This is a genomic window from Pseudomonas cavernicola (assembly GCF_003596405.1).
GTDB lineage: Bacteria > Pseudomonadota > Gammaproteobacteria > Pseudomonadales > Pseudomonadaceae > Aquipseudomonas > Aquipseudomonas cavernicola.
This window is the reverse complement of the sequence record NZ_QYUR01000002.1, coordinates 2,364,621-2,381,432: the sequence shown is the minus strand read 5'-3', so window position 1 is coordinate 2,381,432 and position 16,812 is coordinate 2,364,621. Positions and strand designations below refer to the sequence as shown.

The following is a 16,812-nucleotide window of genomic DNA, read 5'->3' as shown; positions in this document are numbered from 1 at the left end:
CTTTTTATGAAGGTGCAGTTGCGATGAAACGTGTAGGTCTGATCGGTTGGCGCGGGATGGTCGGTTCCGTACTCATGCAGCGGATGCTGGAAGAGCGGGATTTCGATCTGATCGAGCCGGTGTTCTTCACCACTTCCAATGTTGGCGGCCAAGGCCCGGCCGTGGGCAAGGACATTGCTCCGCTGAAGGACGCTTACAGCATCGACGAGCTGAAAAGCCTCGACGTGATTCTTACCTGCCAGGGCGGCGACTACACCAGTGAAGTGTTCCCTAAGCTGCGCGAAGCGGGCTGGCAGGGTTACTGGATCGACGCGGCCTCGTCGTTGCGGATGGACGACAACTCGGTGATCGTGCTCGACCCGGTTAACCGCAAGGTGATCGACCAGTCGCTGGACGCGGGCACCAAGAACTACATCGGCGGCAACTGCACCGTCAGCTTGATGCTGATGGCCTTGGGCGGCCTGTTCGAGGCCGGTCTGGTCGAGTGGATGAACGCCATGACCTATCAGGCGGCCTCGGGTGCCGGCGCGCAGAACATGCGTGAACTGATCAAGCAGATGGGCGCGACCCACGCGGCGGTGGCGGATGACTTGGCCAACCCGGCGAGCGCGATCCTCGACATCGACCGCAAAGTGGCAGAAGCCATGCGCAGCGAAGCTTTTCCGACCGAGAGCTTCGGCGTGCCGCTGGCTGGCAGCTTGATTCCCTGGATCGACAAGGAATTGCCGAACGGCCAGAGCCGCGAAGAGTGGAAAGGCCAGGCCGAGACCAACAAGATCCTCGGTCGCTTCAAGAGCCCGATCCCGGTCGACGGCATCTGCGTGCGCATCGGCGCCATGCGTTGCCACAGCCAGGCGTTGACCCTGAAACTGAACAAAGATGTGCCGCTGAGTGATATCGAAGGGTTGATCAGCCAGCACAACCCGTGGGTGAAGCTAGTGCCGAACCAGCGCGAAGTCAGCATCAAGGAGCTGACTCCGACTGCGGTGACGGGCACCTTGAGCGTTCCGGTCGGTCGTCTGCGCAAGCTCAACATGGGGTCGCAGTATCTGGGCGCCTTCACTGTCGGTGACCAACTGCTGTGGGGGGCTGCCGAACCGTTGCGGCGCATGCTGCGTATTCTGCTCGAGCGTTAATTCAGACAAGGCGCCGACTGGCTCGTCGGCGCTTGATTGCCTGGGCGCGGGGTGGCGGTTAAAGTGCCGCTCCCCCGTTTCGCCTGAGGTAGTTCCATGAGCCAGCCCTTCGATATCGCCGTGATTGGCGCCACCGGCACCGTCGGCGAAACCCTCGTCCAGATCCTCGAAGAGCGCGACTTCCCTGTAGGCACCCTGCATTTGCTGGCCAGTATTGAGTCGGCAGGCCAGTCCGTGCCGTTTCGCGGCAAAAACGTGCGGGTGCGGGAGGTCGATGAGTTCGACTTCAGCAAAGTGCGCCTGGTTTTCTTTGCCGCTGGTGAGCAGGTGACCCTTGCCTATGCGCCGCGCGCCCATGCGGCTGGTTGCGCGCTGATCGACTTGTCCGGTGCTTTGCCTGCGGAGCAGGCTCCGCGAGTGGTGCCCGAGGCCAATGCTGAACTGCTCAAGTCGCTGTCAGCGCCTTATCAGTTGAGTAGCCCGAGCGCCTCGGTAACTGCTTTGGCCGTGGTGCTGGCGCCGTTGCACGGTCTGCTGACGCTGCAACGCCTGAGTGTCACGGCCTGCCTGGCGGTCTCCAGCCAGGGACGTGAAGGTGTGGTAGAGCTGGCGCGGCAAACTGCCGAACTACTTAATGTGCGGCCGCTCGAACCGCGGTTTTTTGATCGGCAGATCGCTTTCAATCTACTGGGTCAGGTTGGGCCAGCAGATGACGCTGGGCATACGCTTCTGGAAAAGCGCCTGGCTGATGAGCTGAAGCAGATCCTCGCCGATCCAGCGTTAAAGGTGGCCGCGACCTGTGTGCAGGCCCCGGTATTTTTTGGCGACAGCCTGAGCTTGTCGCTACAGTCGGCGACCAAAGTTGATTTGAAGGCCGTTTGTGCGGCTCTGGACAGCGCGCCGGGTATCGAGCGGGTAGAGCCGGGTGACTATCCGACGGCGGTGGGTGATGCGGTTGGCCAGGATGTTGTGTACGTCGGGCGAGTACGTAACGGGTTGGATGATCCGACTGAACTCAATTTGTGGATTGCGTCTGATAATGTGCGCAAAGGCGCGGCTCTGAACGCTGTGCAAATAGGTGAGTTGTTGATAAAACACTATCTGTAAAAGATACTTACCTGGAAATTTGAAGGATCATTCTAGCTTGGCCTATCTTGGTGATGCTCGGGGCTGAGCTGTTTGCTGGTGGGGAACCGCTGCAAGGCGGAACAGGCAGCAACTATAAGACCCTCTCGCCCGTCGAGAAAAAAAGATAAAACAAGGGATAACGCTATGGCTCGGGTTCGCAAACTGGTGCTGGCAATCGCGGCTGCTTCGGCGCTGACCTCCGGTGTGGCACAGGCGCTGGGGCTTGGGGAAGTCACCCTGAAGTCTGCACTGAATCAGCCGTTGGTAGCCGAAATCGAATTGGTGGAGGTGCGAGATCTGACCTCTAACGAGCTGATTCCGAATCTGGCTTCTCCTGAAGAGTTCAACAAAGCTGGCGTTGATCGCCAGTATTTCCTCACTGACCTCAAGTTCACTCCGGTTCTCAAGCCAAATGGCAAGAGCGTCATTCGTGTGACCTCGAGCAAGCCAGTGCGTGAGCCCTACCTGAATTTCCTGGTTGAAGTTCTGTGGCCAAGTGGTCGTGTGCTGCGTGAGTACACCCTGCTGCTTGACCCGCCGCTGTACTCCCCGCAAACCGCGGCAGCCGCGGCACCTAAGCTTCCGGTTGCCGCTCCGGCGCCACGTCCGCTGGCTGCTCCTGCTCCGCGGCCTGCGGCACCGGTCGCCACTGCACCGGTTAGCCGTCCTGCGGCCCCAGTTGCAGCGCCTGCTCCTGCTACGGCCGGCAAGTTGGAAGGTGACCAATACAAGACCACCGCCAGTGACACGTTGTGGGACATCGCCCAGCGCGAGCGTGCCGGTGGTTCGGTGCACCAAGCCATGTTGGCTATTCAGGACCTTAATCCGAATGCCTTCGTCGATGGCAACATCAACCGCCTGAAAAGTGGCCAGGTGCTCCGTCTGCCCGATGAACAACAGATCAAAAGTCGCGTGCAGAGTGAGGCGATTGCCCAGGTCGCTGAGCAAAACGCTGCTTGGCGCGAAGGTCGTAGCTCGGCCGTTGCCGGTGCGCGTCAGTTGGATGCAACCAAACGTAGCGCCGCGGGCGCCGCTCCTGCTCAAGCCGAAAGCAAAGACAGTCTGAAACTGGTTTCTGCCGAAGCGGGTAAAGCCACTGCCGGCAGCGATAAAGGCGCGAGCGGTGATAGCAAGGCGCTGAATGACAAGCTGGCTGTAACCAAGGAAAGCCTCGACTCTACCCGTCGTGAGAATGACGAGTTGAAAAGTCGTATGGGCGATTTGCAGAGCCAATTGGATAAGCTGCAACGTCTGATTCAGCTGAAAGACAGTCAACTCGCCAAGCTGCAGGCCGATCTGGCTACTCAAGCCGAGCAACCCAGTACTGAGGCTGCTGTTTCTGCGCCGGCCACCCCAGTCGTTGCAGCGCCGGTGCAGCCGGCTCCTGTAGTAGAGTCGGCTGCACCTGCGCCGACAACGCCGCCAGCGGCGGCTCCAGACTACAACTCCAGCGAGGAGCCAGCCGCTAAACCTGAAGCCGCGCCTGAGGCCGTTGCTCAACCGCCAGCCGAGGCTACTGCCGTTCAACCAGTTGCTCCTGCTGCCGAAGCGCCGGCTCAAGCCGTTGAGAGCGCGCCGACACCTGCTCCAGTGGCAGAAGAGAAACCGTCAACCAGCTTTGTCGATACGCTGATGGCTAACCCCATGTTGTTGGGGTTGGCGGGTGGTGGTGCGTTGCTGGCGCTTCTGGTTGGCCTGATGGTGCTGTCGCGCCGCAATGCCCTGAAAGAGGCTGAACTGCAGAACAGCCAGGCTGCTACGGATGAAGAAAGCCCCTTTGATACCGATCAGGAGTTGCCTGGCAGCAGTTTTGCTGGGCTGGATAGTGATGAGGCTATCGTCGAAGCGGTGGCGCCGGCCCAAGATGATCGTGTTACCGCACAAACCGGCGATGTGCTTGGTGAAGCCGATATTTACATCGCCTATGGTCGCTTTACTCAAGCTGCCGAGTTGCTGCAGGACGCCATCAACGATGAGCCGCAGCGCAGCGATCTGCGCCTGAAACTGATGGAAGTACAGGCTGAGCTGGGCGATCGCGAAGGTTTTGCACGTCAGGAAAGTGAATTGCGCGAAATCGGTGGTGCCACCGCTGAAGCCGAACAGCTGAAGTCCAGGTATCCGGGCATGGCTGCTTTTGCAGCCGTCGGTTTGGCTGGTGCGGCAGCTGCCGATGATCTGGGTAGCTTTAGCCTCGACGATCTGACGCTGGATGAGCCCGCCGCCCATGCTGTCGATCAGGACGATACTTTCGATTTGAGCTTGGACGAACTTGAGGCTGAGCTCGATCGTGATCTGCCTGCCTCTAACCGCAATGATTCGTTGAGCGATTTTGCTGAGCTGAGCCTGGATAGCGATTTGGATCTGACTTCCCCAAGCCCATCGGCCGTATCTGCAGCAGATGGCTTGGACTTTGATCTGAGTTTGGATAGCGAAACCGCTGCCGACAGCTTGGCGCTGAGTGATGATTTGGCCGATTTCAGCCTGGATCTGGCTGAGGACAGCAAATCCACTATTTCAGAGGAAAATGATTTCCTGCTGAGTCTGGATGACGACCTGAGCGCCGCTTCGACCACGAATGAGTTTGCCGATCTGAGTCTGGATCTGTCGGAAGAAAGTTTGGGTGCGGACCTGGAACTGCCGGCCGATTTCGATCTGTCCCTGGCTGAAGAGGCTCCGGCTGCACCTGCTGCGGATAGCTTTGCTGCGCAGCTTGATGAAGTGACTGCCGAACTCGATCAGTTGAGTGAAAGCTTGGATCAGCCTGCCGGGTTTGTTGAGTTCCTCGCTCCGGCGGCCAGCGCGCCGCAATCGGCAAATCTGGATGCCGATGACGATTTTGACTTCCTCTCTGGTACTGACGAGACGGCAACTAAGCTGGATTTGGCGCGGGCCTACATCGATATGGGTGACACTGAAGGTGCGCGCGATATTCTCGACGAAGTGATTACAGAAGGTAGTAATGGGCAGCAGCAGGAAGCGCGAGAATTGATCGCTCGTCTCGTCTGATCCATGACTGAAGCATTACCGCCAACGGCAGCCGAAATGGCTGCCGTTGGCGTTTCTGGCTCTCAGTATTTACGGGGCTTTGCGCCGCGTCACTCCCGTGGCTAAACAGATCATTTTCGCAACCCATGGCTAGGTCACCGAGTTGGCCACCTTGCCGAAGTGGTCGAGTTTGGCCTTGGTCTCTGAAGGATAACTGGCCCAGCAACTACCCGGCCATCGAGTTTCAGCTGCCAATCGGCACTGTAAATCTGAGTCGCATTCACTGTGTTGGTCTGTTGGTTGGTCGCCTGCTTGTTACTAGGCATGCACGGGCGTACGCACGGCTCTAGCTCCGGCGGGATGCTGGGGAATGTTCAGGATGAAGGAAACTGGGAAGGAGTAGCCGCTAACGGCGGCAAGTCGTGGTGCTGGTGGTGAGTTGCAGGTGATCAGACTCCGCGTTGCCCGGTGGCGGCACTACTTGCCGGCGTCAATGAAAGGCACCGCGTTGTTCGGCAGGACCGTAGTCGGCAATACACCATTCCAGCGCTCGGCCTTGGTCAGTTCCACGAGATTCTGATTACTTGCCAGCGCTTGGGCTCGTGCCTTGATCGCATCTGCCTCAGCCTCGCCGCGCAGGCGGGTCGCCTCGGCATCAGCTTTTGCCTGAGCCACTTTCGAGTCGGCTTCGGCCTGCGCCTGGGTAACGCGGATTTGTGCCTGAACCTGTTCGGTAGCCAGCATTTGCTCCCGCGTTTTCACCTCAACCTCTGCCTTCATGCGTAGCGCGATAGAGCGTTCGTAGTCGTCACTGAAGTCGATATTTTCAACCTGCACGCCATCAATAACGACAGGGCCGGTGATGGAATCCTTGATCGCCTTGGTTACATCCGCCACAAATTTTCCGCGCTGCTGCACGGCGGTGACTGCGTTGTATTGCCCGAAGACATTTTCAACCTGCGTCGGAACCTGCCGGCTGATCAGCCTGGCAACGAGGCCATCCAGGTCCCGATACTGGGTATAAACCTTGGCGACTTCGCCGGGCACCACATGCCACGAAACGGAGACGTTCAGCGTGGCGGTCTGCTGATCCTTGCTGTATGCCTGGAGCCCTTGGTATGACGTTGCCTGGCTCTGCACGGAAATAAATTTCACCGTTTCAATGAAAGGGGTTTTGAATGACAGCCCCGGTTCAACCACTCCAACAAGAGCACCATTGCGAAGCAGTACCCCTCGCTCAGTCTCATCCACGGTGTACCAGGCGCCAAAGAACACGCCAATCAGGACCAGGCCGGCGATGGTGCCGCCAATGAATTTCACGTTAAGCATTTGAGTCATCCTTTTCTTCCTTTTTCACATCGTTGTGAGCGGTATAGATGCCACGAACTACAAGCGCAGCCAGGACGGCCGCGCCGATCAACAGCAGCAGTGTTTTCATAGTGTCGCCTCATTCCGTTGCTTGGTTACGCTGCTGGCCGGCGTCTAGCCGATGCTGATGTTCTCGCCGCCCGGCTACTGGATCGTCTTCGGCATTTTCCGCTGAGCTCGCCAATGGCCTAGGGCAGCCATGATAGTCGATTCGAAAAATGATGTTTTGGTACTGAAACTCGACCTCGATGCAATCTTTCGCCACGGCCCCGAATGCTGCTGATCCTGAGTTTGCTTCTGTAGCCGTCACCGCCTGACTATCAAAAAAGTTCGCTCTGAGCTGGCTTTTTCATGCTTGGAGAAACCCTATAGATCGAATTTCTGCTGTTGATGTGAGTGATGCCAGTGGCGAAAACGTGCGCGCCATTTTCGACATGCTCCCCTTGATCGTGCTGGAAGCAATGACCGTACTCTGGGTGGGGCAGGGCAAAACGCTGCACTATTTACTGGGCTGTATCGCTGTATCGCCTGGCTTTCGGCATGGACAGGCCGACCAGTGCGCCGCTGAAACGTGAGGTTGCAGCTGAGTAGGTGTGAGCTTTGTCTTTCTAAAGCGATCTCTGCCTATCCTGTGTCATCGGGCCTCCAGAGGCGCTATCTGCTGTTTTTTGGAAATGGTGGCGGCTGGGGCTAGCTGCGGCGGTGTCTGCAGAGAATCACACCCCATACTGCTGCATCATTGGGGTGTGGCCGATATGTCGTCAGGATCGTTTCCGCAACTAAAAATGCACCCCGCGTGGCACTAAGGCTGCGCGCCCGTATAATGAGCGCTGTTGTGGAAACGATATCGGCGTAGTCTTTGAAAAATATAGCAACTGCGGCAGACGAAATGGCTGCCGCTGGCTTTACCAGAATTGCCCTTGGCGTCGAATATAAAGGCTCGCGTTATCGTGGCTGGCAGCGCCAGGCCTCTGGTGTGCCGACCGTTCAGGAAGTGCTTGAAACGGCGCTGTCCCGGGTGGCGGACTCCCCAGTCTCGTTGATGTGTGCAGGCCGCACGGATGCCGGTGTGCATGCCTGTGGTCAGGTTGTTCACTTTGATACGCAGGCCGAGCGTTCGCTCAAAGCCTGGGTGATGGGTGCCAATATCAATCTACCGCCGGACATCAGCGTGACTTGGGCGAAAGTGATGCCGGCGCACTTTCATGCGCGCTTCAAGGCTGTCGCTCGGCGGTATCGCTACGTGATCTACAACGACCAGATTCGCCCGGCGCATCTGGCCGAGGAGATCACCTGGAATCACCGTCCGTTGGATGTCCAGCGCATGCGTGAGGCGGCGCAGGCGTTGGTGGGCACCCACGACTTCAGTGCGTTTCGTGCTGGGCAGTGCCAGGCGAAATCGCCGATCAAGAAAATGCACCACCTGCGCGTTACCCAGCACGGCAAGATGATCGTGCTGGATGTCCGGGCCAACGCTTTTCTTCATCATATGGTGCGTAATATCGCCGGGGTGCTGATGACAATTGGTGCTGGCGAGCGGCCGGTCGAGTGGGCGAAGGAAGTGCTGGAGGCTCGTGTACGTCGTTCCGGTGGCGTTACCGCGCATCCTTTCGGGCTCTATCTGGTGCAGGTCGAGTACCCAGTAGAATTTGTCTTGCCAGAGCGTTACATCGGGCCACATTTCCTTTCGGGCTTGCCGGAACTCGCGGCTGACGCCTAAAAAGGCATTTGCTACCATTCATAGCATTTCCATCAGGGTGTCGCATCTTGTCAGCCGTTCGCAGCAAAATTTGTGGCATTACTCGAATCGAGGATGCGCTCGTCGCCGCTGAAGCCGGCGCGGATGCCATTGGGCTGGTGTTTTACGCCAAGAGCCCACGGGCGGTCAGTGTTCAGCAAGCACGAGCGATTATCGCGGCCTTGCCACCGTTCGTGACCACGGTTGGGCTCTTTGTGAATGCCAGCCGCTGCGATCTGAACGAGATTCTCGATGCTGTGCCGCTGGATCTGTTGCAGTTTCATGGCGACGAAACACCGGCCGACTGCGCTGGCTACCATCGCCCCTATATCAAGGCGCTACGGGTCAAACCTGGTGACGATATTGCTGCGCAAGCGGCTCAATACTCCCAAGCTTCCGGTATCCTGCTGGACACTTACGTAGCTGGCGTGCCGGGCGGTACCGGCGAGTCCTTTGATTGGTCGCTGGTGCCGCATGCTCTGTCCAAGCCGATTATCCTGGCCGGCGGGCTCTGTGCGGAGAATGTCCGCGCAGCGATCCAGCAAGTGCGTCCTTATGCGGTAGATGTCAGCGGTGGCGTAGAGGCGAGCAAGGGCATCAAGGATGCGGAAAAGATTCGTGCCTTTATCCGTGAGGTCGGTTGTGCCTGACTTCGATGGCCTTGCAGGGGTGGCTTTAAGGCAGGCGCGAGTGGACGCTGCAGTCGGGTAGTTACTTGTGAGTTTTACTCGTAGTCGTTTGCGGAGGGTGCTGCTGGTTGGCTGAAGCTTGATTCTCCATGTGACGGGCGAAGATTCTTGGCCGTCCATTAGCTTGCCGCTGCTGGAGTTGCAGGTGGGTCTTAGGGCTGCGCTGAGCTTCGCAAGGTATCGCGCGGTTAACTGTATGACGATGAACAAAAGTGTATGGCGAGTTCGGCCATGCTGAGAGTCAGGCCAGCGGCAGAGGGTTAGGCGGTTCTACTGGACTTGTCGCCCGGATAGTCGATGGTAGGGTGGTGGGCTTTGCGCCGCTCAAACGACTTGCTGAATGCGCAGAGTCGGCCCTGACTAAGACTGCAATCGTGAATTTGCTCAAGGACATGCGCGCGGCAATCGCTCGTTAGCGCGTCCGGGCCAACAGCTTTGGAGAATAAGTGCATGAGTAACTGGCTGGTAGACAAGCTGATCCCCTCGATCATGCGTTCCGAGGTAAAGAAAAGCTCGGTACCCGAGGGGCTCTGGCATAAATGCCCATCTTGTGAGGCGGTGCTGTATCGCCCCGAGTTGGAAAAGACCCTGGATGTCTGCCCCAAATGCAACCACCACATGCGGATCGATGCGCGTGCCCGGCTGGATATCTTCCTTGATACGGACGGGCGCGAAGAAATCGGTGCCGAACTGGAACCGGTTGACCGTTTGAAGTTCCGCGACAGCAAGAAGTACAAGGATCGCCTGACTGCCGCGCAGAAGCAGACGGGCGAGAAGGATGCGTTGATCGCCATGCGTGGCACCCTCGAAAAAATGCCTGTGGTGGCCTGCGCCTTTGAGTTCTCCTTTATGGGCGGCTCGATGGGTGCCATTGTCGGCGAGCGCTTTGTTCGCGCCGCCAACGTGGCGCTGGAACAGCGTTGCCCGTTGGTCTGCTTTGCGGCTTCCGGCGGTGCGCGGATGCAGGAAGCGCTGATTTCGCTGATGCAGATGGCCAAGACTTCGGCGGTATTGGCGCGTCTGCGTGAGGAGGGCGTACCGTTCATCTCCGTGCTGACCGATCCGGTCTACGGCGGCGTTTCGGCCAGTCTGGCCATGCTCGGTGACGTGATTGTCGCTGAACCGCGCGCACTGATCGGTTTCGCCGGCCCGCGAGTAATCGAGCAGACCGTGCGTGAGAAGCTGCCGGAAGGCTTCCAGCGCAGCGAGTTCCTGCTGGAGCATGGTGCGATCGACATGATCATTCACCGCGAGGAGCTACGCCCACGCCTGGCTAGGTTGTTGGCGCAACTGATGCGTTTGCCGTCACCTGTAACAGCATGACTGAACGTACCCTGGCCGACTGGCTCGCTTATCTGGAGCAGTTGCACCCCTCGGCAATTGATATGGGGCTGGAGCGCTCGCGCGAAGTGGCGCGCCGGCTTGGCCTGGGTAAGCCGGCGGCAAAGGTCATTACGGTTACCGGGACCAATGGGAAAGGCTCCACCTGCGCTTTTTTGGCCTCTCTGCTGCAAGAGCAGGGGCTAAAAGTCGGCGTCTACAGCTCGCCACATCTCCTTCGTTACAACGAGCGTGTGCAGGTTGCGGGCGTTGATGCCACGGATGCGGAGCTATGCGAAGCCTTTGCTGCCGTTGAGGCCGCGCGCGGCGAGATATCCCTGACCTATTTCGAAATGGGCACCTTAGCAGCCTTCTGGCTGTTCGAGCGCAGCGGTCTGGATGCGGTGGTGCTGGAGGTTGGCCTGGGTGGTCGGCTCGATGCGGTCAATCTGATAGACGCCGATCTTGCTCTGGTTACCAGTATTGGCCTGGATCATGCCGATTGGCTGGGCGATAGCCGAGAGTCGGTGGCTGTTGAGAAGGCTGGTATTTTCCGCGCCGGGGTGCCTGCTCTGTGTGGCGATCTTGATCCGCCGCGGCCGTTGTTGGCGCAAGTGGCAGCGTTGGATTGCCCGTTTTTCTTGCGAGGGCGTGATTACGACTTGGCCATTGCTGAACAGGCTTGGCATTGGCGTGGTCTGACTCTGGCGGGGGCAGTGCTTGAGTTGCATGACCTGCCGTTACTCGATCTACCCATGGAAAACGCCGCCTTGGCGCTGCAAGCTTATGCCTTGCTTGATCTGCCTTGGCAGGTTGAGCGGATTGCCGCTGCGCTGCTGCGTACTCGGGTAACCGGCCGTTTAGATCGACGAACGCTGAATTGGCAGGGTAAGTCACTCACGCTGATGCTGGATGTTGGGCATAATCCCCATGCCGCTGAATATCTTGCGCAGCGCTTAGCGAGCCGACCAGTAGCTGGTAAGCGTCTGGCCGTCTTTGGTTTGTTGGCTGATAAGGATCTGCTGGGGGTTTTGGCTCCGCTGCTGAACGAGGTGCAGGATTGGGCGGTAGCGCCGCTGCCGACTTCGCGCACGCGCCCTGCCGCCGAACTGGAAGCGGCCTTGCTCAATCAGGGCGCGACGGTCAAGGCTTACGCCGATGTGGCGGCAGCTCTGGAGGGGCAGTGGGCTCGGGCTTCGGTGGATGATGAAATTCTACTGTTTGGATCTTTTTATTGCGTGGCCGAGGCCCTGGACTGGCTGGCCCGCCATGCCAAGGGGGAAGTAGGGGATGGCTTTGCTGGATAAAGGACTCAAGCAACGGATAGTCGGCGCCTTAGTGCTGGTCGCGTTGGCGGTGATCTTTCTGCCGATGCTGTTGTCCCGCGAGGACGAGTTGCGCCGCGTGGTGGTCGAGGCGCCGGCTATGCCGCAAGCACCGGCTATGCCGCAGGTGGTGGTCGAGCCGGTTGCGGTGCCGGAGCCGCAGTTGTTGCCGGAGGAGCCTGTGCCGGTTGAGCCCGTCGCAACCGCACCACAGCAGACGCCGTCAGCGCTGCCAGCAGCGCCGGCCGCTGTAGCGCCGAGCCAGCCGCCGGTTAAAGCCAGCGCACCAGTGGCGCCGACTTCTGCTCCTGCTCCTGCTCCTGCTCCGACGCCGAGTCGTCTAGATGCGAACAGTCTGCCGGTTAGCTGGTCGATCCAGTTGGCCAGTCTGTCTAACCGTGCCAGCGCGGAGAGTCTGCAGAAAACCCTGCGTAGCCAAGGTTACAACGCCTATATCCGTAGTGTTGACGGGATGAACCGGGTATTTGTCGGTCCGCTGATCGAGCGCGCGGAGGCTGATCGTTTGCGTGATCAGTTGACTCGCCAACAAAAGCTCAAGGGGTTCATCGTTCGCTTCCAACCAGAGAACAGCTAAGAAAAGCTTCTCGAGCAGAGTAGAAGGTGCCTCTGATGGCCGCGCCTGTTGCGCTAGCTCAGTTCTGAAGGTGCTAAATCAGACGCTTTGTCGTGCCGGTATCGGATGTTTTTAGCGCAGAGGCTCTGAATAAATCCGAGTCGGTTGAATCCCCGGCTTACCCCATGGGAAGGGCTCTGCTAAAATGCAGCGCCTTTTCCGTTCGTAGGCTGCACCGTGCCATTCACCTGGGTCGATTGGGCGATTATCGCCGTCATCGCCGTCTCCAGCTTAATCAGCTTAAAGCGTGGCTTCGTCAAAGAGGCTTTGTCGCTGGTAACCTGGATCATTGCTGGGGTCGTCGCCTGGATGTTCGGTGGCGCGCTCTCACAGCACCTCGTCGAATTTATCGAAACACCCTCGGCCCGCGTCATTGCTGGCTGCGCCATTCTTTTTGTCGCCACCTTGTTGGTCGGCGCCTTGCTCAATTTCCTCATTGGCGAGTTGGTTCGTGTCACTGGCCTTTCGGGCACCGATCGTGTCCTCGGTATGGCCTTCGGCGCTGCGCGCGGAGCTTTGCTGGTGGTAGTGTTGGTCGGCTTACTAAGCCTAGCGCCGGTACAACAGGATTCTTGGTGGCAGCAGTCGAGCCTGGTACCGCATTTCTTGATGGTCGCCGACTGGTCGAAAAACCTCATTTTGGGGCTTACCAGTCAGTGGCTTGCCAGCGGTATCAGCGCACCTGCTGAGCTGCCGTTTAAAGAAGCTCTCTTGCAGCCTAAACTGCCGTAATAGAGCTTTCAGAATTAGCCTGATTCACTGAGTAGGGGTTGCGTCGCATGTGTGGCATCGTCGGTATCGTCGGTAAGTCGAACGTCAATCAGGCGCTGTATGACGCGCTAACCGTCCTCCAGCACCGCGGCCAGGACGCTGCCGGTATCGTGACTAGCCATGACGGCCGGTTATTTTTGCGCAAAGACAACGGTCTGGTGCGCGATGTGTTCCAGCAGCGCCATATGCAGCGCCTGGTCGGCCACATGGGCATCGGCCATGTGCGTTACCCGACTGCCGGCAGCTCCAGTTCTGCCGAGGCGCAGCCGTTCTACGTCAACTCGCCGTACGGCATCACGCTGGCGCACAACGGTAATCTGACCAACGTCGAGCAACTGGCCAAGGAGATTTACGAATCCGACCTGCGCCACGTCAATACCAACTCCGACTCGGAAGTGCTGCTCAACGTGTTTGCCCACGAGCTGGCCGTACGCGGCAAGCTGCAGCCAACCGAAGATGATGTGTTCGCCGCGGTGAGCGATGTGCACAAGCGTTGCCGCGGTGGTTATGCGGTGGTGGCGATGATTACCGGTTACGGCATTGTCGGTTTCCGCGATCCGAACGGGATCCGCCCGATCGTCTTCGGTCAGCGTCACACCGACGAAGGCGTGGAGTACATGATCGCCTCGGAAAGCGTCTCGCTGGATGTCCTCGGCTTCACCCTGATCCGCGATCTGGCGCCGGGCGAAGCGGTGTACATCACCGAGGACGGCAAGCTGTTTACCCGTCAGTGCGCGACTAACCCCCATTACTCGCCGTGCATCTTCGAACACGTCTACCTGGCGCGTCCGGACTCGATTATGGACGGTGTCTCGGTGTACAAGGCGCGCCTGCGCATGGGCGAGAAGCTGGCGGAGAAGATCCTCCGCGAGCGTCCGCAGCACGATATCGACGTGGTCATCCCGATTCCGGACACCAGCCGCACGGCTGCGCTGGAGTTGGCGAACCACCTGGGCGTGAAGTTCCGCGAAGGCTTCGTGAAGAACCGTTATATCGGCCGGACCTTCATCATGCCAGGGCAAGCGGCGCGCAAGAAGTCCGTACGCCAGAAGCTCAACGCCATCGAGCTGGAGTTCCGTGGTAAGAACGTCATGCTGGTCGATGACTCCATCGTCCGTGGCACCACCTGCAAACAGATCATTCAGATGGCTCGCGAAGCCGGGGCGAAAAACGTCTACTTCTGTTCGGCCGCGCCGGCAGTGCGTTACCCGAACGTGTATGGCATCGACATGCCGAGCGCGCATGAACTGATCGCGCACAGCCGTACGACCGAAGAAGTGGCAGAACTGATAGGCGCTGACTGGCTGATTTATCAGGATCTTAGTGACCTGATCGACGCAGTGGGTGGCGGCAAGGTCAAAATCGAGCACTTCGACTGCTCGGTTTTTGACGGCAAATATGTCACCGGCGACGTTAACGAGGCCTATCTGAACAAGATCGAACAGGCACGTAACGACTCGTCCAAGGTCAAGGCTCATGCGGTCAGCGGTATCATCGACCTGTATAACAATTGATCAAACGAGTGCTCAATAAAACAATTGACGGAGTAGCGGCATGACACAGGACTGGGATGCCGGCCGGCTGGACAGCGATCTCGAAGGTGTAGGTTTCGACACCCTGGCGGTACGCGCCGGTCAACGCCGCACGCCGGAAGGCGAACACGGTGAGCCATTGTTCTTCACGTCCAGCTATGTATTTCGCACCGCCGCGGACGCGGCGGCGCGATTTGCTGGCGAGGTGCCGGGCAACGTCTACTCGCGTTACACCAACCCGACGGTGCGCGCTTTTGAAGAGCGCATCGCCGCGCTGGAAGGTGCTGAACAGGCTGTCGCGACGGCCTCCGGTATGTCGGCCATACTGGCCACGGTGATGGCCCTTTGCAGTGCGGGCGATCATGTGCTGGTTTCGCGCAGTGTGTTTGGCTCGACCATCAGCTTGTTTGAAAAGTACCTGAAGCGTTTCGCTGTGCAAGTCGACTACGTGCCGCTCGCGGATCTGTCGGCCTGGGAAAAAGCCTGCAAACCCAATACCAAGCTGCTGTTCGTCGAGTCACCGTCCAATCCGCTAGCCGAGCTGGTGGATATCGCGGCCTTGGCCGAGTTGGCGCATGGCCATGGGGCCTCGTTAGTCGTGGACAACTGTTTCTGCACGCCGGTGCTGCAAAAGCCGTTGGCCCTGGGTGCGGACATCGTTGTGCACTCGGCGACTAAGTTTATCGACGGCCAAGGGCGTTGCCTGGGCGGGGTAGTGGCGGGCCGTAGTGAGCAAATGAAAGAAGTCGTGGGTTTCCTGCGTACCGCTGGGCCGACGCTCAGCCCGTTCAATGCCTGGGTGTTCCTCAAAGGCCTGGAAACCCTGCGCCTGCGGATGCAAGCCCATTGTGCCGGCGCCCAAGCTTTGGCCGAGTGGTTGGAGCAACAGCCCGGCATTGAGAAGGTGCACTACGCCGGTTTACCCAGCCATCCGCAGCACGAGTTGGCCAAGCGCCAGCAGAGCGGCTTCGGTGCGGTGGTTAGTTTCGAAGTGAAGGGTGGCAAGGACGGTGCCTGGCGCTTTATCGATGCCACCCGCCTGCTTTCCATCACAGCCAACCTGGGCGATAGCAAATCCACCATTACCCACCCGAGTACCACCTCGCATGGGCGTTTATCGCCGGAAGAGCGCGCGGCTGCAGGTATTCGTGACAGCCTGATCCGCGTTGCCGTAGGTCTGGAAGATGTGGCCGACCTCAAAGCTGATTTGGTGCGTGGTCTTGCAGCCTTGTGATTGAGTGGGGAGTGGAGCGCGCGACCCCGAATAACGGCAAGGTTGCGCTAGTCACCGGTGCAGCGCGCGGCATAGGTCTCGGCATCGCGGCTTGGCTGATCGCTGAAGGTTGGCAGGTGGTGTTGGCCGATACCGACCGCGTGCGTGGTTCCAAGGTGGCCAAAGCCTTGGGTGACAACGCCTGGTTCGTCGCGATGGACATCTCCCAGGAAAGCCAGGTGGTGGTCGGGGTGGCCGAAGTGCTCGGTCAGTTCGGTCGCCTTGATGCGTTGATCAATAACGCGGCCATCGCCGATCCGCATAACCCGCCGCTGGAAAGCCTCGAGCTAAATCAGTGGAATCGGGTGTTGGCGGTCAATCTCAGCGGTCCGCTACTGTTGGCCAAGTATTGCGCGCCTTATCTGCGCGCGCATTACGGTTCTATCGTCAATCTCACCTCTACCCGCACTCAGCAGTCCGAGCCGAATTCGGAAGCTTACGCCGCCAGCAAGGGAGGCCTGCTGGCTCTGACGCACGCGTTGGCGGCCAGTCTCGGCCCAGATGTTCGGGTTAACGCGGTCAGCCCTGGTTGGATCGACGCGCGCGATCTTGCCGAGCGCCGTACCGCACCGTTGTCCAATCTCGAGCATGCACAGCATCCGGCCGGCCGGGTGGGCACGGTCGAGGACGTCGCCGGGTTGGTTGCCTGGCTCTTGTCGGGTAACGCCGGCTTTGTCACTGGGCAGGAGTTTGTGGTCGACGGTGGGATGACGCGCAAGATGATTTATCTCTGAAGGTCAACGAATCAACCGCTCAGACCGCGCTGGGTTTCATGAGGCGCATCCATGCAACTCGCCCTATGGGCAGCTAAAGCCGTGCAAAACGGCTTGCCTGCCATTTTGTCGCTTCGCTTTACGCCAGCCTACAGGTGCCGGATAGGTATCAACCGCTCAGTCCACTAGTGGCACCCTTG

Annotated in this window: 14 protein-coding genes; 13 read left to right on the top strand and 1 reads right to left on the bottom strand. The window is 58.9% G+C overall.

Going from position 1 to position 16,812, the window contains the following annotated elements; genetic code table 11:
- Positions 1-23 precede the first annotated feature (23 nt).
- The 3 genes from asd to D3879_RS11355 all read left to right on the top strand — a co-directional run bounded on the left by asd (position 24) and on the right by D3879_RS11355 (position 5,270).
- The gene (gene asd / locus D3879_RS11365; protein WP_119954348.1) at positions 24-1,136 is read left to right on the top strand and encodes an aspartate-semialdehyde dehydrogenase; all 1,113 of its coding nucleotides are present in this window, start codon (positions 24-26) and stop codon (positions 1,134-1,136) included.
- A 96-nt stretch (positions 1,137-1,232) separates the two neighbouring features.
- Positions 1,233-2,243 (top strand): aspartate-semialdehyde dehydrogenase, encoded by a 1,011-nt coding sequence (locus D3879_RS11360; protein ID WP_119954347.1) that lies wholly within the window; start codon positions 1,233-1,235, stop codon positions 2,241-2,243.
- Between the two features lie 165 nt (positions 2,244-2,408).
- Positions 2,409-5,270: a FimV/HubP family polar landmark protein gene (locus D3879_RS11355; protein WP_119954346.1), complete on the top strand. Its 2,862-nt coding sequence runs from the start codon at positions 2,409-2,411 to the stop codon at positions 5,268-5,270.
- 456 nt (positions 5,271-5,726) lie between these two features.
- Here D3879_RS11355 and D3879_RS11350 read toward each other — a convergent pair whose 3' ends face one another.
- On the bottom strand, positions 5,727-6,578 hold the full coding sequence (locus D3879_RS11350; RefSeq protein ID WP_119954345.1) for an SPFH domain-containing protein: 852 nt from the start codon (positions 6,576-6,578) through the stop codon (positions 5,727-5,729).
- Between the two features lie 431 nt (positions 6,579-7,009).
- Between D3879_RS11350 and D3879_RS11345 the strand changes: the two genes are divergently transcribed.
- The 10 genes from D3879_RS11345 (at position 7,010) to D3879_RS11300 (ending at position 16,633) form a co-directional block, all read left to right on the top strand.
- Positions 7,010-7,192: a hypothetical protein gene (locus tag D3879_RS11345; RefSeq protein WP_119954344.1), complete on the top strand. Its 183-nt coding sequence runs from the start codon at positions 7,010-7,012 to the stop codon at positions 7,190-7,192.
- A 314-nt stretch (positions 7,193-7,506) separates the two neighbouring features.
- Positions 7,507-8,337: a tRNA pseudouridine(38-40) synthase TruA gene (gene truA, locus D3879_RS11340; RefSeq protein ID WP_119954343.1), complete on the top strand. Its 831-nt coding sequence runs from the start codon at positions 7,507-7,509 to the stop codon at positions 8,335-8,337.
- A gap of 47 nt (positions 8,338-8,384) precedes the next feature.
- Complete coding sequence (locus D3879_RS11335; protein ID WP_119954342.1) at positions 8,385-9,005, top strand: phosphoribosylanthranilate isomerase; 621 nt, start codon at positions 8,385-8,387, stop codon at positions 9,003-9,005.
- A gap of 489 nt (positions 9,006-9,494) precedes the next feature.
- A complete protein-coding gene (gene accD / locus D3879_RS11330; RefSeq protein WP_119954341.1) occupies positions 9,495-10,367 on the top strand; it encodes an acetyl-CoA carboxylase, carboxyltransferase subunit beta in 873 nt (290 codons plus the stop codon).
- Positions 10,364-11,671: a bifunctional tetrahydrofolate synthase/dihydrofolate synthase gene (folC, locus tag D3879_RS11325; protein ID WP_119954340.1), complete on the top strand. Its 1,308-nt coding sequence runs from the start codon at positions 10,364-10,366 to the stop codon at positions 11,669-11,671. Before accD ends, folC begins: the two co-directional genes overlap by 4 nt.
- A complete protein-coding gene (locus D3879_RS11320) occupies positions 11,655-12,284 on the top strand; it encodes an SPOR domain-containing protein (protein ID WP_119954339.1) in 630 nt (209 codons plus the stop codon). The genes folC and D3879_RS11320 overlap by 17 nt, the downstream gene beginning before the upstream one ends.
- Positions 12,285-12,500: 216 nt before the next feature.
- Entirely contained in the window at positions 12,501-13,055 is a 555-nt protein-coding gene (locus tag D3879_RS11315; RefSeq protein WP_119954338.1) for a CvpA family protein, read from the top strand.
- Between the two features lie 47 nt (positions 13,056-13,102).
- Positions 13,103-14,608: an amidophosphoribosyltransferase gene (gene purF / locus D3879_RS11310; protein WP_119954337.1), complete on the top strand. Its 1,506-nt coding sequence runs from the start codon at positions 13,103-13,105 to the stop codon at positions 14,606-14,608.
- Between the two features lie 40 nt (positions 14,609-14,648).
- Entirely contained in the window at positions 14,649-15,860 is a 1,212-nt protein-coding gene (locus D3879_RS11305; protein WP_119954336.1) for an O-succinylhomoserine sulfhydrylase, read from the top strand.
- A gap of 11 nt (positions 15,861-15,871) precedes the next feature.
- Complete coding sequence (locus D3879_RS11300; protein WP_238474222.1) at positions 15,872-16,633, top strand: SDR family oxidoreductase; 762 nt, start codon at positions 15,872-15,874, stop codon at positions 16,631-16,633.
- Positions 16,634-16,812 lie beyond the last annotated feature (179 nt).